20 protein-coding genes, 3 tRNA genes and 1 pseudogene are annotated in these 25075 nt (G+C 57.6%); 11 read left to right on the top strand and 13 right to left on the bottom strand.

The features are described 5' to 3' along the window. Window positions 1-31: 31 nt before the first annotated feature. The 3 genes from lolA to lrp all read right to left on the bottom strand — a co-directional run bounded on the left by lolA (window position 32) and on the right by lrp (window position 3933). Complete coding sequence (gene lolA / locus OKC29_RS00865) at window positions 32-640, bottom strand: outer membrane lipoprotein chaperone LolA (RefSeq protein WP_011705742.1); 609 nt, start codon at window positions 638-640, stop codon at window positions 32-34. Between the two features lie 77 nt (window positions 641-717). Next, window positions 718-3240, bottom strand: a complete 2523-nt coding sequence (locus OKC29_RS00860; protein ID WP_073349888.1) for a DNA translocase FtsK — start codon at window positions 3238-3240, stop codon at window positions 718-720. 201 nt (window positions 3241-3441) lie between these two features. Beyond that, entirely contained in the window at window positions 3442-3933 is a 492-nt protein-coding gene (gene lrp, locus OKC29_RS00855; protein WP_005300047.1) for a leucine-responsive transcriptional regulator Lrp, read from the bottom strand. A 149-nt stretch (window positions 3934-4082) separates the two neighbouring features. Here lrp and OKC29_RS00850 point away from each other — a divergent pair, with 149 nt between their 5' ends. The 3 genes from OKC29_RS00850 to OKC29_RS00840 all read left to right on the top strand — a co-directional run bounded on the left by OKC29_RS00850 (window position 4083) and on the right by OKC29_RS00840 (window position 7183). Beyond that, complete coding sequence (locus tag OKC29_RS00850) at window positions 4083-4313, top strand: alanine dehydrogenase (protein WP_083557438.1); 231 nt, start codon at window positions 4083-4085, stop codon at window positions 4311-4313. 614 nt (window positions 4314-4927) lie between these two features. Then, on the top strand, window positions 4928-5878 hold the full coding sequence (gene trxB, locus OKC29_RS00845) for a thioredoxin-disulfide reductase (RefSeq protein ID WP_017409663.1): 951 nt from the start codon (window positions 4928-4930) through the stop codon (window positions 5876-5878). Window positions 5879-5935: 57 nt separating this feature from the next. After that, window positions 5936-7183 (top strand): response regulator, encoded by a 1248-nt coding sequence (locus tag OKC29_RS00840; protein WP_011705738.1) that lies wholly within the window; start codon window positions 5936-5938, stop codon window positions 7181-7183. Between the two features lie 110 nt (window positions 7184-7293). Here OKC29_RS00840 and OKC29_RS00835 read toward each other — a convergent pair whose 3' ends face one another. Then, window positions 7294-7764, bottom strand: coding sequence for a glycine zipper 2TM domain-containing protein (locus OKC29_RS00835; protein WP_016350454.1), 471 nt, complete (start codon window positions 7762-7764; stop codon window positions 7294-7296). Between the two features lie 19 nt (window positions 7765-7783). On the opposite strand from OKC29_RS00835, the gene aat reads away from it, so the two are divergent. From aat to infA, 3 genes are all read left to right on the top strand, one after another. Next, window positions 7784-8491, top strand: a complete 708-nt coding sequence (gene aat, locus OKC29_RS00830; protein WP_073352415.1) for a leucyl/phenylalanyl-tRNA--protein transferase — start codon at window positions 7784-7786, stop codon at window positions 8489-8491. Further along, complete coding sequence (locus OKC29_RS00825; protein ID WP_011705735.1) at window positions 8488-9204, top strand: arginyltransferase; 717 nt, start codon at window positions 8488-8490, stop codon at window positions 9202-9204. Before aat ends, OKC29_RS00825 begins: the two co-directional genes overlap by 4 nt. Before the next feature lie 69 nt (window positions 9205-9273). After that, window positions 9274-9492: a translation initiation factor IF-1 gene (gene infA, locus OKC29_RS00820; protein WP_005300033.1), complete on the top strand. Its 219-nt coding sequence runs from the start codon at window positions 9274-9276 to the stop codon at window positions 9490-9492. Between the two features lie 69 nt (window positions 9493-9561). On the opposite strand, the gene clpA is transcribed toward infA, so the two are convergent. Continuing rightward, a complete protein-coding gene (gene clpA, locus OKC29_RS00815) occupies window positions 9562-11814 on the bottom strand; it encodes an ATP-dependent Clp protease ATP-binding subunit ClpA (protein ID WP_270668755.1) in 2253 nt (750 codons plus the stop codon). A 59-nt stretch (window positions 11815-11873) separates the two neighbouring features. After that, the gene (gene clpS, locus OKC29_RS00810; RefSeq protein ID WP_005300028.1) at window positions 11874-12191 is read right to left on the bottom strand and encodes an ATP-dependent Clp protease adapter ClpS; all 318 of its coding nucleotides are present in this window, start codon (window positions 12189-12191) and stop codon (window positions 11874-11876) included. 228 nt (window positions 12192-12419) lie between these two features. On the opposite strand from clpS, the gene cspD reads away from it, so the two are divergent. Then, on the top strand, window positions 12420-12638 hold the full coding sequence (gene cspD, locus OKC29_RS00805) for a cold shock-like protein CspD (RefSeq protein WP_005300025.1): 219 nt from the start codon (window positions 12420-12422) through the stop codon (window positions 12636-12638). 107 nt (window positions 12639-12745) lie between these two features. Here the strand turns inward: cspD and folD are convergent, their stop codons facing one another. Beyond that, the gene (gene folD, locus OKC29_RS00800) at window positions 12746-13609 is read right to left on the bottom strand and encodes a bifunctional methylenetetrahydrofolate dehydrogenase/methenyltetrahydrofolate cyclohydrolase FolD (RefSeq protein ID WP_073349886.1); all 864 of its coding nucleotides are present in this window, start codon (window positions 13607-13609) and stop codon (window positions 12746-12748) included. A gap of 203 nt (window positions 13610-13812) precedes the next feature. Between folD and OKC29_RS00795 the strand changes: the two genes are divergently transcribed. The 4 genes and pseudogenes from OKC29_RS00795 to OKC29_RS23020 form a co-directional block, all read left to right on the top strand. Beyond that, window positions 13813-13889: transfer RNA gene (locus tag OKC29_RS00795), tRNA-Pro, on the top strand. 36 nt (window positions 13890-13925) lie between these two features. Then, a tRNA-Arg gene (locus OKC29_RS00790) sits at window positions 13926-14002 on the top strand. Between the two features lie 49 nt (window positions 14003-14051). Then, window positions 14052-14127 (top strand) — tRNA-His (locus OKC29_RS00785). 422 nt (window positions 14128-14549) lie between these two features. Next, window positions 14550-14696, top strand: a pseudogene (locus tag OKC29_RS23020) (IS481 family transposase); the annotation flags it as partial. A gap of 105 nt (window positions 14697-14801) precedes the next feature. Here OKC29_RS23020 and OKC29_RS00780 read toward each other — a convergent pair. From OKC29_RS00780 to tssM, 6 genes are all read right to left on the bottom strand, one after another. Further along, entirely contained in the window at window positions 14802-15152 is a 351-nt protein-coding gene (locus OKC29_RS00780; protein ID WP_123785013.1) for a hypothetical protein, read from the bottom strand. After that, a complete protein-coding gene (locus tag OKC29_RS00775; RefSeq protein ID WP_073349885.1) occupies window positions 15149-17461 on the bottom strand; it encodes a glycoside hydrolase family 73 protein in 2313 nt (770 codons plus the stop codon). The genes OKC29_RS00780 and OKC29_RS00775 overlap by 4 nt, the downstream gene beginning before the upstream one ends. A 9-nt stretch (window positions 17462-17470) precedes the next feature. Beyond that, window positions 17471-19516, bottom strand: coding sequence for a type VI secretion system Vgr family protein (gene tssI, locus OKC29_RS00770; RefSeq protein ID WP_073349883.1), 2046 nt, complete (start codon window positions 19514-19516; stop codon window positions 17471-17473). A gap of 10 nt (window positions 19517-19526) precedes the next feature. Beyond that, window positions 19527-19814 (bottom strand): type VI secretion system PAAR protein, encoded by a 288-nt coding sequence (locus OKC29_RS00765; RefSeq protein WP_017411057.1) that lies wholly within the window; start codon window positions 19812-19814, stop codon window positions 19527-19529. Window positions 19815-20071: 257 nt separating this feature from the next. Then, window positions 20072-21502 (bottom strand): VasL domain-containing protein, encoded by a 1431-nt coding sequence (locus tag OKC29_RS00760; protein WP_073349881.1) that lies wholly within the window; start codon window positions 21500-21502, stop codon window positions 20072-20074. 46 nt (window positions 21503-21548) lie between these two features. Beyond that, the gene (tssM, locus tag OKC29_RS00755; protein WP_073349879.1) at window positions 21549-25034 is read right to left on the bottom strand and encodes a type VI secretion system membrane subunit TssM; all 3486 of its coding nucleotides are present in this window, start codon (window positions 25032-25034) and stop codon (window positions 21549-21551) included. Window positions 25035-25075: the final 41 nt, after the last annotated feature.

Genomic DNA, 25075 nt, shown 5'->3' with positions numbered 1-25075 from the left:
GCCGACCACAAATCCAGCGACCGTCTGCTCATCAGCGCTGATCGTCCAGCGCGACCCCCTTCGGGATCTTGAAGACAAATTCGTTGCCCTTGAGCACCGGCTTGCGGTTGAAGTTGCTCAGGGTGAACTCGCTCCACTGGCCCTGGGCCTCTTTCACGTCGAAGCGGCTGATGTTGTTCTGCCTGTCGAAGGTGATGCGGAAGGAGGCGATCAGCTCGTCCTGATTACGACTGGTGACGGTATAGACATCCCCTTCCTGGGTCACGTCATAGTTCTTCCAGAGGCTGTTGTCGTTGCCGGCGATCAGCACGAAGGGGGTGTTGAGCACCGCATCCTTCATCTTGAGGGCGGTCACCTGCTCGACGAAGGGATCATAGACCCAGACATCCTTGCCATCGGCCACGATCAGGCTCTCGTCCGGCGAGGTGGTGTGCCAGTTGAAGCGATTGGGGCGCTGCACCAGCAGATCGCCACCGGCGCGCTGCAACTCCTTGCCCTTGCTGTCATAGACGGTCTGGGCAAACTTGGCGGAGAAGAGGCTCACCCCCGCCAGCTTCTGCTTGAGATCGCTGGCCGCGTCGGCCCACACCTGGCTGCTGGCAACCAGCAGCACAGTGCCCATCAACAGTTGTTTTTTCATCATGCTTTTCATAACGGCTATCTCGATAAAAGGCCACGCCCGCAGGGGGCATGGCCAGGATGATAGAGGGCTGAGGCTTAATCCCGTACCGGTGGCGGGGCCAGCACGTCGCGCTGACCATTGCCGCCCGGGGCGCTGACGATGCCCTGGTTTTCCATCTGCTCGATGAGACGGGCCGCCCGGTTGTAACCAATCTTGAACTTGCGCTGCACGCTGGAGGTCGAGCCGCGGCGCGACTCCACCACGAAGGCCACCGCCTCGTCGAACAGGGGGTCGAGCTCTTCGTCGTCACCACCGCCATATTCGCCGCTGCCGCCCTCGCCGCCGGATTCACCGGAGAGGATCTCCTCGATGTAGTTCGGCTCGCCGCGCAGTTTCCAGTCCGCCACCACCTTGTGCACCTCGTGGTCATCGACAAAGGCGCCGTGCACCCGGGTCGGGTTGGAGGTACCGGCCGGCATGTAGAGCATGTCGCCCATGCCAAGCAGGGATTCGGCACCGCCCTGATCGATGATGGTACGGGAGTCGATCTTGCTCGACACCTGGAACGAGATACGGGTCGGGATGTTGGCCTTGATGAGACCGGTAATGACATCCACCGACGGACGCTGGGTCGCCAGGATCAGGTGAATACCGGCCGCCCGCGCCTTCTGGGCGATACGGGCGATCAGCTCCTCCACCTTCTTGCCGACGATCATCATCATGTCGGCAAACTCGTCCACCACCACCACGATGTGGGGCAGTTTTTCCAGCTCAGGCGGCATCTGATCCATGGAGTCGCCCGGACGCCACAGCGGATCCAGCAGGGGTTCCCCCTCCTCGATGGCCGCCAGCACCTTGTCGTTGTAGCCCTTGAGGTTGCGCACCCCGACCGCCGACATCAGCTTGTAGCGACGCTCCATCTCGCCCACGCACCAGCGCAGGGCGTTGGCGGCGTCCTTCATGTCGGTCACCACCTCGGTCAGCAGATGGGGGATCCCCTCGTAGACCGACAGCTCCAGCATCTTGGGGTCGATCATGATGAAGCGCAGATCGTCCGGCGTCGACTTGTAGAGCATGGAGATGATCATGGTGTTCACCCCCACCGACTTACCGGAGCCGGTGGTACCGGCCACCAGCAGGTGGGGCATCTTGGCAAGGTTAACCACCACGGGTTCGCCAGCGATGTCCTGACCCAACCCCATGGTGAGCGGGTTGCGGCTATCGCGGAAGGCGTCGCAGTCGAGGGTCTCGCGCAGGTAGACGGTCTGACGCACCCGGTTGGGCAGCTCGATCCCGACGAACGTCTTGCCCGGGATCACTTCCACCACCCGCACGCTGCTGGCCGACAGAGAGCGGGCCAGATCGCGGGAGAGGTTGGTGATCTTGCTCGCCTTCATGCCAGGCGCCAGATCCAGTTCGAAACGGGTGATGACGGGGCCCGGATAGACACCCACCACCTTGGCCTGCACGTTGTAGTCGGCCAGTTTCGCCTCCACCAGCCGGCCCATGCGCTCCAGCTCGTCCTTGCTCATCATCTGAGTCTTGGCGGGCGGACGGTCCAGCAGCTCGATGCTGGGCAAGGGTGGCAACCCAGGTTGCAGGCGGCGCTTGGGCTTGCCGGGCGTGGGAGCAGCCGGCGCAGGCGCCTCTTCATCCCCTTCTGCCCAGGGCAGGTCGAGATCATCGTCCTCGTCATCGGCCGTCACCAGGGCTGGCTGACGACGGGCGCCGTTGGTGGCGGCTCGCCTGGCCTTGGCCACCGGGGCCGGCTCGTCATCTTCATCGTCAAACTGCGGGTCGAACTGGAAGGTATCCTCGTCAAGCTCGGGCAGCCACTCATCGGACTTGGCCTTCTGGCTCTTGGCGCTGGCCTTTTCCTTGGGACGACGGGTCCAGCTGGAGTGCGGTTCATCTTCCTCGTCATCGAGCTCGATGGCCCCCACGCCCCCTTCCAGCAAGGGATCCGGCCCCTCAACGCGCGGCTGGCGCCAGCCACCGGTCAGCCAGCGGCCAAGGGTGGTGGGAAAATGGTAAACGGCGCTGACCGAACCGGTGCAGGCGGCCCCGATCCGCTCGACGATGGTCAGCCAGGACCAGCCGGTGAACAGGGTGATGCCGGTGGCCACGAAGCAGAGCAGCATCAGGTTGGCACCGACCCCGCCAAACAGCGGCACCACGGCGGAGGAGATCACGTCCCCCACCAGGCCGCCGGCGGAAAAATTCTGCAGATCATTGAAGTTCATGCTGGCGATGGCGGACATGCCGAGCACGGTCAGCACGAAACCGACGATGCGCACCGACAGGGTGAGGTAATCCACATCGAGCAGCCGGCTTGGACGCCAGAACAGGCTCCAGCCCAGCAGCACGACCAGGGGAGGCACCAGATAGGAAAACGCCCCGAAGGTAAACATGGTGATGTCGGCGAGCCAGGCCCCCGCGCTGCCGGCGAGGTTTTTCACCTCCCCTTGCCAGGAGGTCTGGGACCAACCGGGATCGGCGGGGTGGTAGGACAACAGGGCAAGCAAGAGATAGGCAGCCATCAGGGTGATGGCGATCAAGACGGCTTCGAAGATCCGTTGTGTACCTGATAAAGGAGTAAACAGCTTTTTATCGGCCAAACTCCGGCTCCTTTCTGAAAACATGTAATGCAGGGGGATAAGGGGGCCTAGTATCCCTGAAAAGCCCACCGGTTGTCAGCCAGTGCCTGGCGTGGCGGCCATATTCACAACCGACTCGATAAGAAGAAACGAGCGGACCGGCCGCTCGTTTCTGAATGTCGTGACTTGTCGCAAGGCTGGCAAGCCACAGCATAACCCGACTCAACGGGTGCTGATCACCAGACGACTGCTCTGTTTGACCTCTTCCATCACCACATAGGTGCGAGTGTCGTTGACACCGGGCAGACGCAGCAGGGTTTCCCCCAGCAGACGGCGATAGGCCGACATGTCGCTGACTCGGGTCTTGAGCAGATAGTCGAAATCGCCGGAGACCAGATGGCACTCCTGGATCTCCTCGAGCACCTGAACAGCCTTGTTGAACTGTTCAAACACATCGGGGGCACCGCGATTGAGGGTAATTTCCACGAATACCAGCAGAGACGCGTCCAGATAATGAGGGTTCAGAATGGCGGCATACCCTTCGATATACCCTTGTCGCTCGAGGCGACGAACCCGTTCCAGACACGGTGTAGGACTCAGGCCAACTCGTTTGGACAACTCAACGTTCGAAATTCTGCCATCCTTTTGCAGCTCATTCAGAATGTTGCGGTCAATCCTGTCCAAATCCTTTAGCCGACTCTTAGCTTCCATCATTTATTCCATCCTTTGGCTATTTTTTGGTAAGAATCACCAGTCATTTTATAATTATGGTCACAAATCCTGTCAATACCTGAATATGCAAGGCGCAAATGTTGCCAAACTAGCTTGCAACATAAACCACCAATCGATAGTCGAGGGATAGCATGATTATCGGTGTACCTAAAGAAATAAAAAACCATGAATACCGCGTAGGCATGGCTGTGGCCAGTGTACGTGAACTGACAGCACGAAACCATACTGTTTTCGCCCAAAGCGGCGCAGGAAGCGGCATTGATTCAGGTGGTGCAGATTATCGCGCTGCCACTGTCGCTATTTTGTCCTGCATTGCAGTAATTTTCACCGCGGCCGGCGTATCCATCAGACTCAAAACATAACGACTCCCCCTCCCTGCGTCTTCGTCGCAACTGCCCGGCAATGATTTGGCATTCGCCCTGCAGGATAACGAGAGGCCACCATCATGAATGTGCCCATCGAGGAAGCGGCCACCCCAGCGAGATCCCCCCTCATGTCAATGCGCGGCCTGATTAGCTGCCCCCCGCACTAATGAGGCAACCATGGCCAGAGACGCTGTGCTGCAAAGCATCGGCAGCGAGGGCCACTGCGCCAAAACTTGTCAATCGCGCCTAGATCGCCGCCACACCAGCGGGCAGGATCAGCCGGGCGGGCAGCCCCCGCTGGCAAACGCGGCAGCAAGCCCCCTTCCCCACCTTTTCAATAGGAATGCGTGCCACGCCCGGGAAGCGCCAGCGGATACCAAGCGCCACCTCTCACATCACCATGGCGAGAAAGTCAGAGAGAGCCATTGAGCTCCTTATCAAGGCGCACCGGGCCCGGCAGAGGAGCCTTCCGCGACAGGGCATGTTTTCAGCCCTTTCTTACCCTCCTCCCACCCCGCCAGCCGATTGATGCAATCGACTCACTGGCCTTTGACCCCTTATCACGAATTACCTACAATCGCGCAAACTCATCACGTCTCGGAAATCACATCATGAGCCAAGTCACTCATAGCAAACTGCTGATCCTGGGGTCAGGCCCGGCGGGTTACACTGCCGCCGTCTATGCCGCCCGTGCCAACCTCAATCCGCTGCTCATCACCGGCATGCAGCAAGGCGGTCAGCTGACTACCACCACCGAAGTGGAGAACTGGCCCGGTGACCCCGAGGGTCTGACCGGTCCGGCCCTGATGGAGCGCATGAAAGAGCATGCGGAGAAGTTCGACACCCGCATTCTGTTCGACCACATCAATGAAGTACAGCTGACCCAGCGTCCGTTCCGTCTCAAGGGCGACAACGGCGAATACACCTGTGATGCGCTGATCATCGCCACCGGTGCCTCCGCCAAGTATCTGGGCCTGCCTTCCGAAGAGGCCTTCAAGGGCCGCGGCGTCTCCGCCTGCGCCACCTGTGACGGCTTCTTCTATCGCAATCAGGAAGTGGCCGTGGTCGGCGGCGGCAACACCGCCGTGGAAGAGGCGCTCTATCTGGCCAACATCGCCAAGAAGGTGCATCTCATTCACCGTCGCGACGAGTTCCGCGCCGAGAAGATCCTGATCAAGCGTCTGCACGACAAGGTGGCCAGCGGCAATATCGTGCTGCACACCCACCAGACTCTGGACGAAGTGCTGGGCGACGACATGGGGGTGACCGGCGTGCGTCTGCGCAACACCCAGAACGACACCACCACCGACCTGCCCCTGATGGGCGTCTTCATCGCCATCGGTCACCAGCCCAATACCCAGATCTTCGCCGACCAGCTGGATATGCAGAACGGCTATCTGAAGGTGCGTGGCGGCCTCGACGGCTTCGCCACCCAGACCAGTATCGAAGGGGTATTTGCCGCCGGTGACGTGGCTGACCACACCTACCGCCAGGCCATCACCTCGGCCGGCACCGGCTGTATGGCCGCCCTCGATGCCGAGCGCTATCTGGACGCGCAATAAGCACAAGGGATATAAAAGGCATGCCGCGAGGCATGCCTTTTTACTTTAAGGAGCCGGATGAAACAGAAAATATTGATAGTCGAGGACAGTCTGACCATTCGACGGATGCTGATCCAGGCCATTGCCCAGCAAACCGGGCTGGAGATCGATGCATTCGATACCCTGGAGGGGGCCCGCCACTGCCGGGGAGAAGAGTACGTGGTGGCGCTGGTGGATCTGACCCTGCCGGATGCCCCCAGCGGGGAAGCGGTCAAGGTGTTGCTGGAGCGGGGCTTGCCGGTGGTGATCCTCACTGCCGATATCAGCGAGGAGAAGCGCGCAGCCTGGCTGGAGGCAGGAGTACTGGACTATGTGATGAAAGATTCACGCCACTCCCTGCAATACGCCGTCAGCCTGGTTCATCGCCTCTACCTCAACCAGCGCATTGAAGTGCTGGTGGTCGATGATTCACGTACCTCACGCCATCGCACCATGGCCCAGTTGCGCAAGCAGCTGCTGCAGGTGCATGAGGCGAGCCACGCCCGCGAAGCCCTGGCCCAGCTCGAACAGAACCCGGCCATTCGGCTGGTGCTGGTCGACTACTACATGCCAGAAATTGACGGGATCAGCCTGGTGCGCATGCTGCGCGAGCGTTACAGCAAGCAGCAGCTCGCCATCATCGGCATCTCGGTGTCGGACAAGCGCGGCCTCTCTGCCCGCTACCTCAAGCAGGGTGCCAACGACTTCCTCAACCAGCCGTTCGAGCCGGAAGAGCTGCAATGCCGGGTAAGCCACAACCTGGAAGCGCTGGAGCAGTTCAACAGCATCCAGGAGTCGGCCAATCGCGACTACCTGACCGGGCTCTACAACCGGCGCTACTGGTTCAATGAAGGACAGAAATGGTTCGAGGAACACCAGCGTCAGGAGACACCGCTTGCGCTGTGCGTGCTCGATGTGGATCACTTCAAGCAAGTGAACGATCACTGGGGCCATGCCATCGGCGATCAGCTGCTCTGCCACCTCACCCGACTGCTCACCCAGTTCTTCCCAGATGCCATGATCGCCCGTTTTGGTGGCGAAGAGTTTGCCCTGATGGTGCCCCACTGCACCGTGCCGGTGCTGCTCAAACGGCTGGAGGGGCTGCGCCAGCAGATGCGCCAGCAACCCCTGTCCAGGGAGACGCCGCTGTTTGTTCGCGCCAGTTTCGGCGTGATCAAGGTCGGGCGTGGTTCCATGGACGAGGCACTGAGCGAGGCGGATCGCCTGCTCTATCAGGCAAAGAACACCGGCCGTGACAAGATAGTGTCGCAGGACTCATCGGCCTGACGTTACCTCGCCAGATGTTCTCCGTGTAGTACCCGCCCGACAGCTTGCCCAGCCGGCAGCGCGTCGGGTCACTTCTCCCCCCTTGATGACCGCCTGAGCCAGCGCCTGCTTCAATAGGTCTTGTCGACCCGCACGCCATCGTCGAAATAGAGGATGCGCACCTTGTCGCCGTTCATGAACACCATGGCCGGATCGTAATCCTGAATGACGTTCACCAGCCCGTTTTGCTCGTTGCGAATAAGCAGCTCCACCAGCTTGTTCTCCACCACGCTGCCGCCCGATTGATACTGCTGCGCCGCGGCCGCCCCCGCCAATGCACCGACCGCAGTAGCGATTTCACGGCCATGACCGCCACCAAACTGGTTGCCAAGCAGACCGCCCAGGACGGCGCCGCCCAGGGTTTTCCAGCCGGAGTGTTCTGACTCCAGAATTTGGCGCTGGGTGATGTTGCGCACCGTCTCGACCTGGCCAAACACCACCTGATTCACGGGTCTTGCCGTATTGCGCTCGTAGACCTGCGCCCAGGCGGGCGCAGTGACAAAGCAAAACAAGCTGGATACTATCAGGATAATGGCCTTCATCTATGAACCTCGTTACCTTATGTCTCGCTATCTTACCCAATTGGATGATGAGCTGTGCTGGTTTCCCGACCCCGAGCATGCCCTGGAGGAACCCAACGGCCTGCTGGCGATCGGCGGGGATCTCTCCGCTGCCCGTCTGCTGGCAGCTTACCACAAGGGGATCTTCCCGTGGAATGAACCCCACCAGCCGCTGCTGTGGTGGTCACCAGATCCCAGAGGCGTCATCCGGCCTGAACAGCTGCACATCGGTCGCACCCTCCGTAAATTTATCCGTGGTACCTCATTCGATATTTCCATCGATCGCGCCTTTAATGAGGTTATAGCAGCCTGCGCCGCGCCCCGTCGCAGTGCCAGTGGAACCTGGATTAGCACACCCATGATCGACGCCTATCGACAATTGCACCGCCTTGGCCATGCCCACTCCATCGAGATCTGGCAGGGGGGCCAGTTGCAAGCCGGCCTCTATGGCCTCTCCCTCGGCCGGGTGTTCTGCGGCGAGTCCATGTTCAGTCGTATCGACAACGGCGCCAAACTGGCCATGGTGGCCCTCTGCCGACACTTCGCCCGCCATGATGGCGCCTTGATCGATTGCCAGATGCAGAACGATTTTTTGGCCACCCTGGGAATAGAAGAGTGGCCAAGACGCCAATTTTTGACGACGCTGGCACAACTGAGCCGACAACCGCTGGCGGCCAATTGCTGGCAAACGGGGAGCATTCTGTTATGACCGAAGAAGTGATCCTCAAGGTAGGGCTGACCCCGAAGCACCAATGCAGCTATCTGGGTCATGAGCAGGAGCAATTGCTGGTGTTGATGGATCACAGCCTGCTCAATGCCAGCGGCTACGAACGCCTGCTGACGGCCGGCTTTCGGCGCAGCGGCAACGACATCTATCGTCCCCACTGCCCGGCCTGCAATGCCTGCCAGTCCCTGCGCATCCACAGCGAGCGCTTCGTGCCGAGCCGCAGCCAGAAGCGGATCCGCCAGCTCAATCAGGATATCGAACTGGTACTCAGCTACGACGACAAGCCAGAGTACTACCAGCTCTATGAACGCTACATTCGCGAACGCCATCATGACGGCAGCATGTATCCCCCCAGCCGTACCCAGTACAAGGGCTTCCTGCACTGCGACTGGATGCCGCCTCTCTATCTGGAAATGCGCAAGGATAACCGGCTGATCGGGGTCGCAACCACGGATCTGCTGCCCCATTCCCTCAGCGCCATGTACACCTTTTTCGACCCGGCCCATGCGGATCGTTCCCTCGGTACCTTCGCCATTCTGAGTCAGTTGGAACTGGCCAGAAGAACCGGTCGCAGCTGGCTATATCTGGGCTATCTGGTGGAGGAGTGCCGCAAGATGAATTACAAGCGCCAGTATCTGCCCCATGAACGATTGATACAGGGGGAATGGAAAAATATCGACAGCAAGCCCGAGTAAACTTTACACATAGCCTTAAATCCGGCATGATCCAGCGGATTTTTTGTTGTGGCTTATCAAGAGGATTCAATGGCTAAAGAAGACAGTATTGAGATGCAGGGCACTATTCTCGAAACCCTGCCCAATACCATGTTCCGTGTGGAACTGGAGAATGGTCACGTGGTTATCGCTCATATTTCCGGCAAGATGCGCAAAAACTACATCCGTATCCTGACTGGGGACAAAGTAACGGTAGCTCTGACTCCGTACGATCTCTCCAAGGGACGTATTGTTTTCCGCTCTCGCTAAGCCAGGAATTCAGCAAAAAACCCCAACCTTCCGGTTGGGGTTTTTTGTGGTTTTCCAACAGCGTTAAGCTTAGTGGGAAACTGCTTCAACATTGACCTGATAGTCAAAGCTGAGGCTGTCATTTATCAACTCAACCTTCACTACCCCCCCATCGACCAAGGATCCGAACAGGATCTCATTGGCAAGGGGTTTCTTGAGGTGTTCCTGGATGACCCGCCCCATGGGTCTCGCTCCCATGGCCCTGTCATATCCCTTCTCGGCCAACCAGTGGCGGACACCCTCGGACACTTCAAGAGACACGCCCTTGGCATCCAATTGTACCTGCAACTCGACGATGAACTTGTCGACCACCTGATGTATCACCGTCATATCCAGATGGTTGAACCAGATGGTATGATCGAGCCGGTTGCGAAACTCCGGGCTGAACGTCTTGTTGATCACCGCCATGGCATCATGGCTCATATCCTGCTGCTGGAAGCCGATGGATTTGCGCTGGGTCTCCTGCACGCCGGCGTTGGTGGTCATCACCAGGATCACGTTGCGAAAATCCGCCTTGCGCCCGTTGTTGTCGGTCAGGGTGCCGTTGTCCATCACCTGCAGCAGCAGGTTGAACACATCTGGGTGCGCTTTTTCGATCTCGTCCAGCAGTACCACTGAATGCGGATGCTTGAGCACCGAGTCGGTCAGGAGTCCCCCCTGCTCAAAGCCCACATAACCGGGAGGTGCCCCGATCAGGCGGGAGACGGTGTGGCGTTCCATGTACTCCGACATGTCAAAACGCAGCACCTCGACGCCGAGCGCCTTGCCCAACTGCTGAGTGACCTCGGTCTTGCCCACCCCGGTCGGGCCGGCAAACAGGAAGCAACCCACCGGGCGACGCTCATTACCCAAGCCCGAACGTGACAAACGAATGGAATCGGTCAGCACCTCAATGGCTTTGTCCTGACCAAATACCACCATCTTGAGATTGCGCTCCAGATTCTTCAGTACTTCCTTGTCGGAAGACGAGACTGATTTCTCCGGGATGCGGGCAATCTTGGCCACAATGGCTTCGATCTCCTGCACATTGATCACTTTCTTGCGCTTGCTCGCCGGCAGCAGCCGTTGCCCGGCACCGGCCTCGTCGATCACGTCGATCGCTTTGTCAGGCAGATGGCGATCATTGATGTACTTGGCAGAGAGCTCCACCGCGGCGCGGATGGCCTTGACGGTGTAGCGCACCCCATGGTGAGCCTCATAGCGGCTCTTGAGCCCCATCAGGATGCGGGTGGTATTATCCACGCTGGGCTCGACGATATCGATCTTCTGGAAACGACGCGCCAGAGCACGGTCCTTCTCAAAGATCTGGGAATATTCCTGATAGGTGGTGGAGCCGACACAACGCAGCAAACCATTGGAGAGCAGCGGCTTGATGAGGTTGGCCGCATCCAGCTGACCACCGGAGGCCGCCCCTGCCCCTATGATGGTGTGGATCTCGTCGATGAACAGGATCGCCCCTTCCTGGCGCTCGATCTGCTTGAGCAGCACCTTGAGGCGCTTCTCGAAATCACCGCGATACTTGGTCCCCGCCAGCAGCGAGCCCATGTCCAGAGAATAAATAGTGCTGCCCGCAATCACCTCGGGCACATCGCCCTTGACGATACGATAGGCCAGCCCTTCAGCGATGGCCGTCTTGCCAACCCCGGCTTCACCGACCAGCAAGGGGTTGTTCTTGCGACGACGGCAGAGCACCTGGATGGTGCGGTTGAGCTCCTGATCCCGTCCGATGAGCGGATCGATACGCCCTTCCAGCACCAGCTGATTGAGGTTGGTGGCAAAGCTTTCTATCTGGGCGGCAGACACATCGTCGTCGGACTCGGCATTGTTGTTGCTGTTGTCCGGCTTGCTGTCTTTGCGCACACCATGGGAGAGGAAGTTGACCACGTCCAGCCGGCTGATCTCGGCCTTTTTCAGGAAGTAAGCGGCCTGGGACTCCTGCTCGCTGAAAATGGCAACCAGCACGTTGGCACCACTGACTTCCGTGTTGCCCGATGATTGGACATGGAACACGGCGCGTTGCAGCACCCGCTGGAAGCCCAGTGTGGGCTGGGTTTCACGATCTTCATCGTCACGGGGAATTAGTGGGGTTGTTTGACTGATGAATGCGCTGATCTCTTTGCGCATCAGCTCCACGTCAGCACCACAAGAACTCAGCGCCTCATGGGCTGAGCTGTTATCCAGCAGGGCTAACAACAGGTGCTCGACAGTCATGAATTCGTGGCGCTCGTCACGGGCCAGTTTGAAAGCCTCGTTCAGCGTCTTTTCTAGATCTTTATTCAACATAGGCACCTCCCCTAGTACAGCAACAATGTGGTGTCGTCATCGCCATCAAGTCATCAGATTCAAGCCTTTTCCATGGTACACAGCAGTGGATGTTCGTTGTTACGTGCATAGGTGTTGACCTGGACCACTTTGGTTTCGGCAATCTCGGCGGTGAACGTGCCACAGACTCCCTTACCACTATAATGCACGCTCAGCATCACCTGAGTGGCCTTGTCCAAATCCATACCAAAGAACTTTTGCAGCACCTCCACCACGAACTCCATCGGTGTGTAGTCGTCGTTGTTCAGGACGACCTTGTACATGGGTGGCGGTTGCAGCTTGGTTTTCTCTGCTTCTGCAATCTCTTCATTAGCAAAGAGTTCTTTCTGCTTGCTCATAATCGCGCTTTGGTACCTCTAGATTACTACCGCCTAACACAAGATTGTCAATAGACTTGTTAACCAGATCACATCAGTTGTTAACAACTCCTTGACTCGCTCAAAAGTTAGACTAGATTGGTTACTTGCTAATCGGCGCCCGTCTGCTATGGGCTATGTTACTAGTTATAAAGGGCTGGCGCAGGTTACTCAACGACTTCAAGGTAATCAATAAAAGGATGTAGATGTATGGCAACCGGAACAGTCAAGTGGTTTAACAACGCAAAAGGATTTGGGTTTATCTGTCCGGAAGGAGGTGGTGAAGATATCTTCGCCCACTACTCCACGATACAAATGGAAGGCTACAAGACGTTGAAAGCAGGTCAAGCAGTCAACTTTGAACTGCAGCAGGGGCCGAAAGGCAATCACGCCTCTGTCATTGTGCCAAACGAAGCACAGAACATGTAAGAGTCGAACTGGATAAATAAAAAAACCGGCAAGCCGCAAGGTTGCCGGTTTTTTTATTGCTGCGATTGACAGGAGAAGTTCGTTCCCCCGAGCAGACTACAAGGAGATCATTGCGCGCTGTCGTGATAGTCCTGACAGGCGCTCAGGGTATTTTCCATCAGGCTGGCAACCGTCATGGGACCAACTCCACCCGGTACGGGCGTGATGAAGGAGGCATGATTGCGCGCGGTCTCAAACTCCACGTCACCGACCAGAGAGCCGTCTGCCAATCGATTGATGCCCACGTCGATCACCAGCGCCCCCGGTTTGACCCACTCACCCGGAATGAAGTTGGGTTTGCCAACCGCCACCACCAGCAGGTCGGCACGGCGAACCTGATCTTCCAGATCCTGAGTGAAACGATGACAGGTGGTGGTAGTACAACCTGCCAGCAGCAGCTCCAGCGTCATCGGCCGGCCGACGATGTTGGATGCCCCGACTACTACCGCATGCAGACCATGCGTTTTAACACCGGTCGCTTCAATCAGCGTCATGATGCCTTTGGGCGTACAGGGGCGCAGTGCCGGGATACGCTGTGCCAGCCGACCGACGTTGTAGGGATGGAAACCATCCACGTCCTTGTCGGGTCGAATACGCTCCAATACCTGAGTCGTATCGCAGTGAGCCGGCAAGGGGAGCTGTACCAGAATACCGTCAACGTCTGCGTCTTCATTCAGCTTATCGATCAGTGCCAGCAACTCTTCCTGGCTTGCCGTCGCATCCAGATCGTAAGAGCGGGAGATAAAGCCCACCTCTTCACAGGCGCGCCGCTTGCTGCCGACATAGACCTGCGAGGCAGGATCTACCCCGACCAGGATGACCGCCAAGCCCGGCGCCCGTTTTCCTTGTGCCAACCGCTGTTGGACTTGCGCTGCGACCCGATTGCGAATCGTTTGCGCAACCTGTTTTCCATCAATGATTTTGGCAGACATCGTTCTTCACTCACCATGTGTTCAACTGCCGCGCATTGTCGCATTTTTTTGCCACGGGTGTTAGCGGCTCTCGCATGGAGGGCAATAAGTAGGCATTTGAATTCATTGGTGGAAAAATTCGTTGACGCTGGCTTTCCCGCTTGGGTATGATGCCGGCCCGTTGCCCAGTACAGCCACTGTCGCTATGCTGGAGACGAGATTTTCGGTGATTAGCGCAGCCCGGTAGCGCATCTGGTTTGGGACCAGAGGGTCAAAGGTTCGAATCCTTTATCACCGACCAAGTTTTTCGACATGCCGCTAGGCTTGTCGAGGCAATGCGCCCTTAGCTCAGTCGGATAGAGCAACGGCCTTCTAAGCCGTGGGTCGCAGGTTCGAATCCTGCAGGGCGCGCCATTGATGATATGCATCTCCCCGATGCAAGCATTGATGGATATCTTCAGTGGTGGCTGTAGCTCAGTTGGTAGAGTCCCGGATTGTGATTCCGGTTGTCGTGGGTTCGAGCCCCATCAGCCACCCCATTATCCCTTTCAGAAAACATCCAATCTTATTATTTAAATCCAGCAGAAATACCTTCCTTTTTGCGTCCGAATCGTCGGTACGGGCGGTTTTTGTGGCGTGCATTTACTCCCCCACTTGTTATACCGCGCAAAAACCATAGTGAACAGGCGATTTAGCCCAATGGTGAGCATATTCACCTGTTCGAACACTTCCGCCGTAGTTTCAAGTGCGTCAGATAGGAAGGCACTGCATCGAGAAACTGGTAACAGTCGACACCTTCTTCATCAGCACACTCATGGGGGTTAGCAAGACCTACCTGCAATCTGTAATAGACAGCTACAACCAACACACCTGAGGACGACTCTACCGCAGCAAACCTCTGGGGACTTCGGTCCATGCACTAAATAAAAACGAACAACTGTTCTTTAAAACCCATCCGTTAGTGGAACAAAGGCTGACAAGTCTGAACAGCCATCTGAAACACTACAACAACCAATGGCCACATCAGGACAGGATGATGGAAGGACAGAAGCATATTCAAAAAGGTCTGAAATTGGTACCGAAGAAAGTGCGATCTAAAATAGAGTAAGCAAGACACCGGTTTGAGGCCGATGTCCGGTAATAACTAGATTTCTACATATTAAAGAAATACATTACTTGATAAAACTTTAGGTTTTTTAAAATATATCCAGTTTCAATTATTACCCACACCATAACCATTTTCTTTTAGATGCTCTGACTTCATCCACCCTTCAGTTGTCACACCATTTTTCCCAAAGTACATGATATAATAAAAGCCATTATATTCCATGTAAGCATCAACCTGATCTTTAAATATAATAAACTTATTTGTTTTACATTTATCATCTGGAGCTGAATAAAAATAGCTTCGCCCTTTTGTTGAAACTGTATATCCAGAATCAACATTGTTTATTCTTTCTGCTTCAACCCTACCAATATCATCTTTATTTGAACAATAATAATCCACTTTGCCATATGAAATTGAGCTATAAGAAAGCAGTAAGAAAAGAATAATTTTCTTCATTTCACCCATCCATTAGTCTTCATGATACTGATCAATTTATATGCATATTTGGGGTCTGTGGCATAACCTTTATCTTGGAGACCTTGAGCCCATAATACAGGATCGCTTGATTCAAAAAGTGAATGATATCGTTTGTTTTTTACAAAAAAATCGGCCCTACCACTTATACTATCCTCAAAAGAATCATACGCTCTAAATTTATCTAAAATTTTAACTTTAACGCCCCCCTCATATTCATGAGTGTATATCTCAACAAACTCGGGATGACCATGAGCTTTGATACCAAAAAGGTTATAACTATAAATGCCAGTATTAACATCAATTGGAACACTCTTACCATATCCAGTTTCCAAAATTGCTTGGGCAGCAGTAATCTCAGCAGGTACACGTGAGATCGCCTGACTCTCTTTAGCAGACTCATAGACAAAGGTAACAAATTCAGATCTTGTAAAATTCTTAGGTAATCTTGATGCTATCTTCTTTTCTCGGAATATTAATGGGAAAAAGTGCCATGACTCTGGATGTAACTTGAGTTTAGCAGCGCTCTGCATCCACTCCAGCTTATCGATACGCTGTTTCTCGTGATCCACCAAGATGTCAAAATCAGGCAAGCCAATCTTGGTCATCAGTTTATCTAGCCACAGATAACTGCTGGCTGATGACTTTTCATACCATTCGCTGGGATGCTTGACGATTAGTTTGTGAAGTTTTTCTGCATTGTTGCTGTTTTGCAAGGCCGCCTGTATTTCTTCACTGCTAAGCTCACCACTCTTATCAGTATCGAAACTCTTTACCAATTCGGTAAAGAAGGTGGGGGGTGCATCGGGATCCAGATAGCCATCGGAGCCTGAACCATCGACCTTTTTAAAACCAATCTTCAACCAGTCATGCTGGCTCAAAAGCTCCACTTGCTCTTTCTTGACATATTTTCCTGACGATACGCTGAGCCACTCCTGCTTGGCAGTGTCTTTTTCAAGCTTGGGTGATTCAACCAGTTCTTCCTGGCTTTTGTCAGCAGTCGCTACCCAGAGATCTTTACCATCCTGCTTTTTCTTTTCGTATAAGACGAGTTCCGCCGGGACCTTGGCATAGGTAGCACCGCCTTTTGTTCCCGCCTTGTTGGCCAGCACATCGTCAAGACGAGGATCCTGGGTGAAGACTTCAAGATGGACTTGATACTTGCTCTTTTTGCCTCCAATCAGAGAGCCTGGCGTTTCTACCAAGCCGAGATACCCAATGATCTCACCCGCCGCGATGGCCACGGGAGATGGCAACACGTAGAGTTCGCCGAGATGGGAGGGAGGAAGCGTTTTTGCTTTGATAAATTTGTCTTCCACACATACCCAGGCCATGCCACTACCACCTGCAGCCCCCTCAGTATCCGGTGTCACATAGTTGCATCTAGCCATCTTGAGTGTCTTGTCACCATCCCAATGGAATTCGAGTTGGTGTGCATCATACTGCAACTTGGTACCGGCAGGCAGAGAAACACTTTTGTCTCCCACCATCAGACGGCCTGTAGGTCCATCAACTCCAGGATCCGCACGGCCAACCATATTAGTCAGCAGTTCCGCCTCTATCTGATCGAATAGCCAGGTAGGCAAGTTGGGTTTAATCACCTCCACAGCGGTCGGACTATTGGCGATCCAGACCGAACTCCCTTGACTGACCACAACACCGGCCTTCTCAGCCTCTTTCATCTGGGTATTGGACAGCTGACTCTTTATCGTCACCTTGATGAAATCATACTCCTTGCCCCCAACGCTCCCCTTTTGAGGAGGCGTGTTACTGTCCATTTCCAGTTCGGTATCTTTAGGTAGCGTGAAGCGCGGTAAGGTGGTATCAACACGCTGCTGCTCGGCATCGGGAACGGAATTGCGCGCATTCCACCCCTTCTTCAGTACCAGCCTCTCGGTTCTTTGGTACTGATCCCAAGGCAGCAGATGCATATAGAGCGAGTAGAAGGTGAACTCGTTTTTTGCCTTGGTCTCTGCATTGATTTCACAATATTCGTGCTGTACTAGGCAGAAACAGTTGGAATAACGCAAGGACTCCCCCTGAAATTCAGAGGTCAAGTAATCCTTCATCATCCGGAATGCCACCACCTTGCCATCGGCCATGGCTCTGACAGGATACTTATCCTTGCACCAAGGAGCACTCTTGTCGCTGATATGAATGCCACCGTGCCATTTGCTATGGTTGCCAAGAAGATAGTGACCCGATTGCTCGCCATTGATCAGCGCCGTCAACGCCTTGACGTCCTTGAACTCTTCCCCTGTGGCAGTGAGGATGGGAAATGCAAACTTCATGCTGTTTCCTTATTCAGAAAAGAGGTAAAACGCGCCAGGCTTCTCTTCTTTCAAGAGCGCCTCCATCGCCTTCTCGGTGGAAATGGCCTTGATGAGTTCAACCAATTCGGGAGCCTTGACCACTTCTACCCCCTTGGGAACCACGGGGGCCTTGCCACCCCAGCCAGAGCCTGAACCTGCGCTGCCGCCAGCATTGAGTTTGATGGCGGGGCCCACCAGCTTGATGCCGCTAGGATCCACTTTCACAAAGCTGCCGCCTCCCTTGAGGGTGATCTCGGAACCCGCCTCCAGCACCAGCTTGTCGCCCACCTTGATATGCACTTCCTGCCCGGCTTCCACTAGCAGGGACTGCCCTAGCTTCTGATGCAAGCTGGCATCCACCGTCAGTGAGTAGTCAGCCTTGACCAGGTCGCGCTTCTCACCCTCCACCGTCAGGTGGTCGTTGGCCTTGATGCGGGTCACCCGCTCGTTGTCGATATCCCGATGCTCATCGTGCTTGATATGCCAGGCGGCATCGTTCTCGATAAGCACGTTCAGGTCTTTCTGACCGTGGATGTAAATCTCTTCCTGCCCCGCCTGGTCTTCAAAGCGCAGCTCGTTGAAACCTTCACCCTGGTGGGTCTCGGTGCGTAGCACGGTGCGGGTCTTGTTGGCCGGCAACTCGTACGGCGGCCGATTGGTGGCGTGGTAGGTGCGACCCGTCACGATGGGCTGGTCAGGGTCGCCTTCCAAAAAGGAGACGATGACCTCGTGGCCGATGCGCGGGATGGCCATCATGCCATACTGGCCGCCGGCCCAGCCTTGCGAGACTCGCACCCAGCAGGAGCTCTGGTCGTTGGCGCTGCCGTATCTATCCCACGGGAATTGCAGTTTGACCCGGCCGTGTTCGTCGCAGTAAATCTCCTCACCGTCGGGGCCCACCACCATGGCGATTTGCGGGCCATCCACCATCGGCTTGTGAGGGGCCTCGGGGCTGCCGATGCGTGCCCGCCAGGTGGTGCTGGCTTTCACCACCCCGAATTCGTTGTGATAGACGGTGGGGCCGCTGCCCCCCTCCTCTTCCAGTGCCTGCGGCTGCAAGCCGGTGTGCTGGATGCGCACGATTTGCCAGTCGGTATTGAGGCTGCCGTTGGGGTGTTCGGTGAGTGAGAAGGTCTGCCCCGGCTGCAAGGCCGCGCAGTTGGACTTAGCCTGGCCCGCCACCGCGTCGTTGCGAAGCGCATCCAGCCGGTGCTGGGCAAAGACCTTGCCGCTGCCGTCCTGCTTGTAGCGGCCCGGATAGTCGAAGTGCTGGTAGGTATCGCGCTGGTGTTCGAGCTCAGCGCCCTGCTTTTTGTGGGACAGACCATAAGCCGGGGTCTTGAAGCTGTAGTCCTTGAGCTCCACATCGCTCGGGCGCACCGCCTCGCGGTAGTGGAACTGGCGGACATAGGGACCTTGCTCCAGCGAGCGGTTGCCGAGGTTGAAGAAGAGCTCGGGGCCTTGAGTCAATGCTGCGGCATCGTCAGCAAACACGATGCGGTGCTTGCCCGTTTCAAACTCGTGGAAGTAGAACATCCCCTCTTCGGCGGCGAGGCGGTTCACAAAATCGAGGTCGGTTTCCCGATACTGAACGCAGTACTCCCGCTTGGCGTGCTCGTTTTTGAGCGCAAAGGCGTAGTCGGTGATGCCGTGCTCTTGCAACAGGATGGAGAGGATTTCATCGGGCTTTTGCGCCTGGAAGATGCGGGAGTTCTGGCGAAGCGACAGACGCCACAGGGCCGGCTGTACCAGCAGCTGATAGCGGGTGCGGCGAAAGCCGCTGTCACCCTGCGCGAAGTCACTGACCACCCCGCACACCCGGCGCTGCAGCTCGCCGTTGTACCACACCAGCAGCTCGCACGGCTGGTCCAGCACGGCGCCAAAGTCGATGTCGGGCTGGGCACTTGCCAGCTCCAGGCGCAGGTTGAACGGCCGGTTGAGCGCTTCCTCCAGCGCAAACTCGGCCACCACAAAGGTGCTCTCGGGCAGGGCCCCCACCTTGACGGTAAATTGTAATCCTGTGCTGTCTGCCATGAAGCGCTCCTTAACCTGCCTGTCCGCTGCCTGAGCCAATCACCACACCGCCGCAGCCGACGGCGGTACCGGTCACGGCGATGGGTTTGCCGTTGACCAGCACAGAGCCGACGCCGCCCGAGATGCTGCGCGGATGGGGTGGGTTGTTGGGTTTGTCGTGAGGGGCCAGCGGATCACCCTGGCGGGCCACCGGCTTGCCATCGAGGAACACATCCGGGCTGGCGGCAATCACGGGCGATGGGTGGAAACCATCGTGGTCGGTGCCGATGTCACCGAGCAATGCAATAGAAGGACACATCTGGATTCTCCGTGGGGCAACCATGGTGCAAGCGCAGCCTGGTGCAGAGACAGTTGGAACGGCGACCCAGCAGCCTCCATGCCATGGCAAAGTCGCCCACAATCACATTAAAAATCAGTCAATTACGATTCAGGCTCGCGGCATCAGACCAATCTGCTGCAATCCATTGCGCAAGACAGGGCAAGTTTCCCGGCAAACCTTGCCTTGCCAGTCAAACCCACCACACCTTGCGCAATTTTTTGCTCAGGGCGGCATTTTCAGCTACCAGAAACGCCCTGTTGCAGCTGATAGAGGCGGATATTGAGCGCTTTCAGATCATTTTCCAGGCTTTTGAGCTCGGCAGCCGTAATGGGCTCCTGGGAGGCTTTTCTCGCCTCCAGTTCACCGAGACGCAGACTGAACGGGATGTTCTGCATCAGGTTCTTCTGCACTTCGTAGAGCTGGGACTTGAGGTAAGAGATGGTCACCGTCTTGCGCTGGCGCTCCAGCTCCAGCAGCTGATCGAGCAGGGCATCCACCCCGGCGCGGGCATCCAGGTAGGTGGGCACGCTGATGACATCCCCCTGCTGGCCGCCAAGCTGCGTCTGCCACTGCTTGTCCAGCGCCTTGACCGCCAACGAGTCGGGATAGAGCATCGAGAGCGAGTTGCGCAGCCCCTCGCCGTAGCGATACCAGTAGAGCGGCGACGTCTGCTCAAGCCGGGTCAACTGGTTCTGGTAGCGGGCCACCAGATCGCTCTCCATGTTCTGCAGGGTCTGCTCCCCCAGCACGATGCGGGCCTGGCGAATGTCGTCATAGCTGAGTGCTCGGGGCAGCTCGGCGGCCGGTTGCACCAGACGCTGGGCCGCTACGGTTTTCTCCTGCTGATGTTGCTGCCAGCCCAGCCAGCCCATCACCGGCAGGGCGCAGCTGAGTAGGCCGCAGCCAAACCAGAACCAGGCCGGACGCTGCCGGCGGTGCTGCTCTATCTTGAGCACGGTAGGCTTGACCTGCCCCTTCTCGCGCCCCACCAGAATGCTGCCCTGGGGCAGGTGCGGGGTCGATGCCGAAACAGTGCCGCCGTGATCACTCTCCAGGTCAGACTTGAAGAACACCATGGGCGGGATCTGCAGATCCTCCTTGAGGCCCGGCTCGTCGGAGACGATGACGATCTCGGTCTCATCGAACAGGTGGGTATACCCCTCGATGAAGTGCACCAGATTCTCGACCCGGGGAATGCGGCTCAGATCCGCGTTGTGCAGCTTCTCGCTGATGAGCTGCAGCGCCCGCTCGCAGCGATAGATCAGCCGCTTGTCCTCGTGGCTGATCTGGTACTGGCGAATGACGTCGCTGATGCGGGCGATAAACCAGTCGAGCATCTCGATGCGGGCCCGCTCCTGATGGACCGGCGGCCAGAAACTCTCCCACTGGGTGACGATGAGGTTGGCGAGAAACTCGCACCCTTCGGTAAAACCGCTCAGCCCCTGCAGGCGCGAACGCGCGAGGGTGAAGTAGATGGCGGTCTGCAGATCCACCCCGTGTTTTTCGAAGATAAGGCTGGCGAGCTGATGGATCCGCTGCCAGTCCACTTCGGGGCGCGAAGCGTGGCTGAGCTTGTTGATCTCGGCCCGCAGCGCTTCGTACTCCGGCAACATTCTGGGGTCTCGCCCCACTTTCAGGGCCTGCTGACCTTGTTGATTCTGTGACATATGAACTTCCAACGCAGGAAGGGGGCACAACGTGCCCCCGACGCGATCAATAGAGGGATTCGGGCAGTCTGAACTGGCTGAACAGGCCGCCGGTGAAGGGGTTTTGCGCGCTGTCGGTGTAGACGCGATAGGTCATGGCCCCCTGATCCACCGGGAAGCGCACATCGAAGGTGGCGTCATTGACCTGGGTCAGCTCCCCCTTGTCCATCAGGCGGAACATGGCCCAGGGGCCGACGAAGCCTTCGCTGCGCGGTGAGCGCTCGCGGGCGGCCGGCACCAGGGTGATCTTGCTCTCGGCCCCGTCGCGCATGGTGTTGGGCCACACCAACGGGATCTTGGTACGACGGCCATGGGCGTATTCCAGCAGCTGGCCGTCCAGGTTCAGCACACTGCGCCGCTTGTTGGCGGTGAGCTCGATGGGCTCGAGGGCGAACTGCACCTCCAGGTTGCCCTGCTGACTGAAGAAGATCTGACGGATGCGGGCAGCACGGTCCAGTTGCTTGACCAGCTCGGCCTGGATGGGCGAGCTGAACTCCCCTTCCATCAGGCCGCTCTCCACCATGGGTTTGAGGTTCACCTGATAGAAGCTGTCCAGCGTCCCGTTAGGTGCGAAGAAGCGCTCCATCTCCGAGAGGGGCACATCCTTGTTCGAGCTCGGATCAAACGGATAACGACCGGCCAGCTGGCTGTTGAAGGGGGCCAGCACCTTGTCCTGCCACTCCTGATTGAGGGAGGACATGGCAAGGTCGATCACCAGTCGCGAGCTCTGCTCAGAGAGCTGACCCACCCAGCGATCGAGCGGGGCCGGCAGACTGCGGGCATATTGCTGCAGGGCAAACACCGGATCGGCGTACTTGTTGGTCATGCGCAGCTGCACCGCTTTCAAGGCAGACTGACCCGGCTCGGTAGCGTTGACGATGAGCTCCAGGTAGTGCTGCAGCTCCACCAGCTTCTGGTTGACCTCGGAGATGAGCGGCCCCTGCTCGCCGCGGCCGCTGAGTGCCGCATTGGTGGCCATGAAGGGACGACCGATGCGGGCGCTGATGGCCTGGGCCAGGTCCCCTTCCACGTCGGAGATCTTGCGAATGCGGGTGTTGTCATCCAGCGAGGCCAGTACCCGCTGGAACGGCTGATCGTTGCCGGTGATGGCGGCGAGCACGTCCAGCGCCTGCTCCGGGCTCTCCAGGGTCTGCACGTCCAGATTGGTCAGCAGTTTTTGCCACTGGTTGACGTAATCGGTGACGTAACGGTCGTTGACCTGACGGGTGATCTCCTTGCGATCCGCCTCGCTCAGCTGACTCAGCTTGCGCTGGCCCAGCACCCAGGCATCCATCGCGGTGAGATCGATGAGCGCCTTGTCTTGTTTCAGGAAGAAGTCGTTGAAACCGGGCCAGGTGAGCAGCCGCGGCACCTGGCCGGCGTTGTCGCTGCGCAGGGCAAACACGGTGTCGAAGGTGGGGCCCACCTCGTCGCGAACGTTGAGATCCGGCGGCAGCACGTCGCTCGCCTTCACCACCAGGTTTTGATAGACCCGCTGATACATGGGCAGCTTGCCGAGCTCGCGCTGGGCACCGTAGACCGGCTCCTTGAACGGCACGAAGGCGGTGATGGCGGCCTGATCCCGCCCAGCCCTGGCACCATACCAGTTGGTGTGATCGAGGGCATAGTCCAGATGCCCCATCAGCTGCTCCTGCACCGCGCCCTGCCCCGGGAAGGCCTTCTGCCAGCGGCTCGCCATGTACTGCGCCACCAGCTCCTTGTTGCGACCGGACGCATCATCCAGCATCCGCATCACCCGCAGGATGGCGAGCTTCTCCTCGCTGCCGGCAGGCGCCTGGTTGAGATCCGCCAGCAATCCCTGCATCTGGGCCGGCAGGAAGCGCAGGCTCAGCAGTTGCAGGTAGGAGCCTTCCACATAAGGACCGATCTCGTCCCCCTGGTAGAGGCCGAGGTCGGCCACCAACGGCATCCGCTCGCGGTAGTTGCCAAAGGAGAGGGTCGCCTCGCGAATGAGGTTCAGACGCGGCAGCTGACTCACGCCGAAGGCGTGGGCGTCGGCAACCTCGTTGGTCTCCATGAAGGCCTGAGCCTTGGTCAATACGTTGCGGCCCGCCTCCTCGTTGACCCGGTAGAAGTAGTGCCAGCCACCGATGAGGGCGGCCGAGAAGAGCGACAGACAGCTGAGGCCGATGGCCATGCGGCGCCGGCGATAGAGGGTATGCAGCCGGTTTTCGCCGGCCAGATGGGCCTCCGGGAAGATGATGGAGGAAAAGAGCTGGCGCACGAAGTAGGTGTTGGACTCCCCACGCAGGGCCGAGTGGATGGGCTCTGGCAAGTTGTAGCGACGGGAGGCCGCCTGGGCAAACGCATCGAACGGCACCCCTTGCTGATAGACGGAGCTGACATAAACCCCGCGCACCAGCAGCGGCTTGCTCTCCTCGATAGCCAGGGTCTCGGCCAACAGGCTAGTCACGTAATCCTTGAGGCCCGCCAGCTGGCGCACGAACGAGAACAGCGCGTTGCGCTGGGCGGCATCGAGCCGGCTCAGCATCAGCTCGGGCAAATTCTGGTTGAGGTTGTCCACCCACTGATCCCAGAACAGGGCCAGATCCTGCTGCCAGTCGGCGCCAAGCTTGAAGGTCACCCCCAGCACGGCCTCGCGGGCCTCCTTGTCGAGCTGCTGGTAGATCACCTCAAAGCCGCGCAGCAGATCGAGCTTGGTGAAGGTGACATAGAGTGGCAACCGGGTATTCATGGTGGCCGACACCTCCTTCAGGCGCGAGCGCATCAGCTGGGCATAGGCCTTGCGCTCGGCCACGCTGGCGTGGGAGAGCCAGGCCAGATCCACGGTCAGCACCAGGCCGTTGAGGGGCTGGCGACGGCGGTGTTCATTGAGCCAGCCAAGCAGGTGCAGCCAGAGCCGCTCATGCTTGCGGGCCTGCGGATCCAGCTCGGCTTCGCTCTGGGAGAGCAGCACCCCGGCGGGATCCAGCATCACCGCCTGTTCCCCCAACCAGCAATCCACCAGCTGATCCTGCGCCACGTCGCGCAGCTCGGTATCGAGTCTCGGGTTGAGCTTGTTGGCCGGGTTGGCGCGGTGAATGAGGCTGCTCTTGCCGCTGTCGGGCAGGCCCAGTACCAGATACCAGGGCATGGCGTAGAGCGCCCCCTTGCCCAGATGGGTATTCAACGCCTGCAGCCAGCGATCGAGGAACAGCGCCTGCCTGTCGATGAGCCCCTTGACCGGGTCCTGCTCCAGCACCACCTCGTGCTGACGCTCGGCCTTGAGCTGCTGCATCTTGCGCCACACCCGCCAGGAGACCACTCCCAACAGCAACCAGAGCCAGAGCAGGGTGAACACCACCCGCCCCCACAACGGCTCGAACGGCTTGGCACCGCGCACCTCAAGACGAGGCCCCAGCCACCACACCAGAATGAGAGCCAGCACCCAGAGCACAGCACCGAGCAGGGGCCAGGAGGGTTTCAATTTCGGCAGCTGTTGCCGCAGAAAAGTAAAAATGGTTTTGAACATAAAATGTGATCCAACTCCGACTCAATGACTCATTTCGGCAT

The sequence above is a fragment of the Aeromonas sp. QDB34 genome, assembly GCF_027705405.1.
Lineage (GTDB): Bacteria > Pseudomonadota > Gammaproteobacteria > Enterobacterales > Aeromonadaceae > Aeromonas > Aeromonas hydrophila.
Note: the sequence above shows the minus strand (reverse complement) of the source record. Positions and strands in the feature narration are given on the sequence as shown.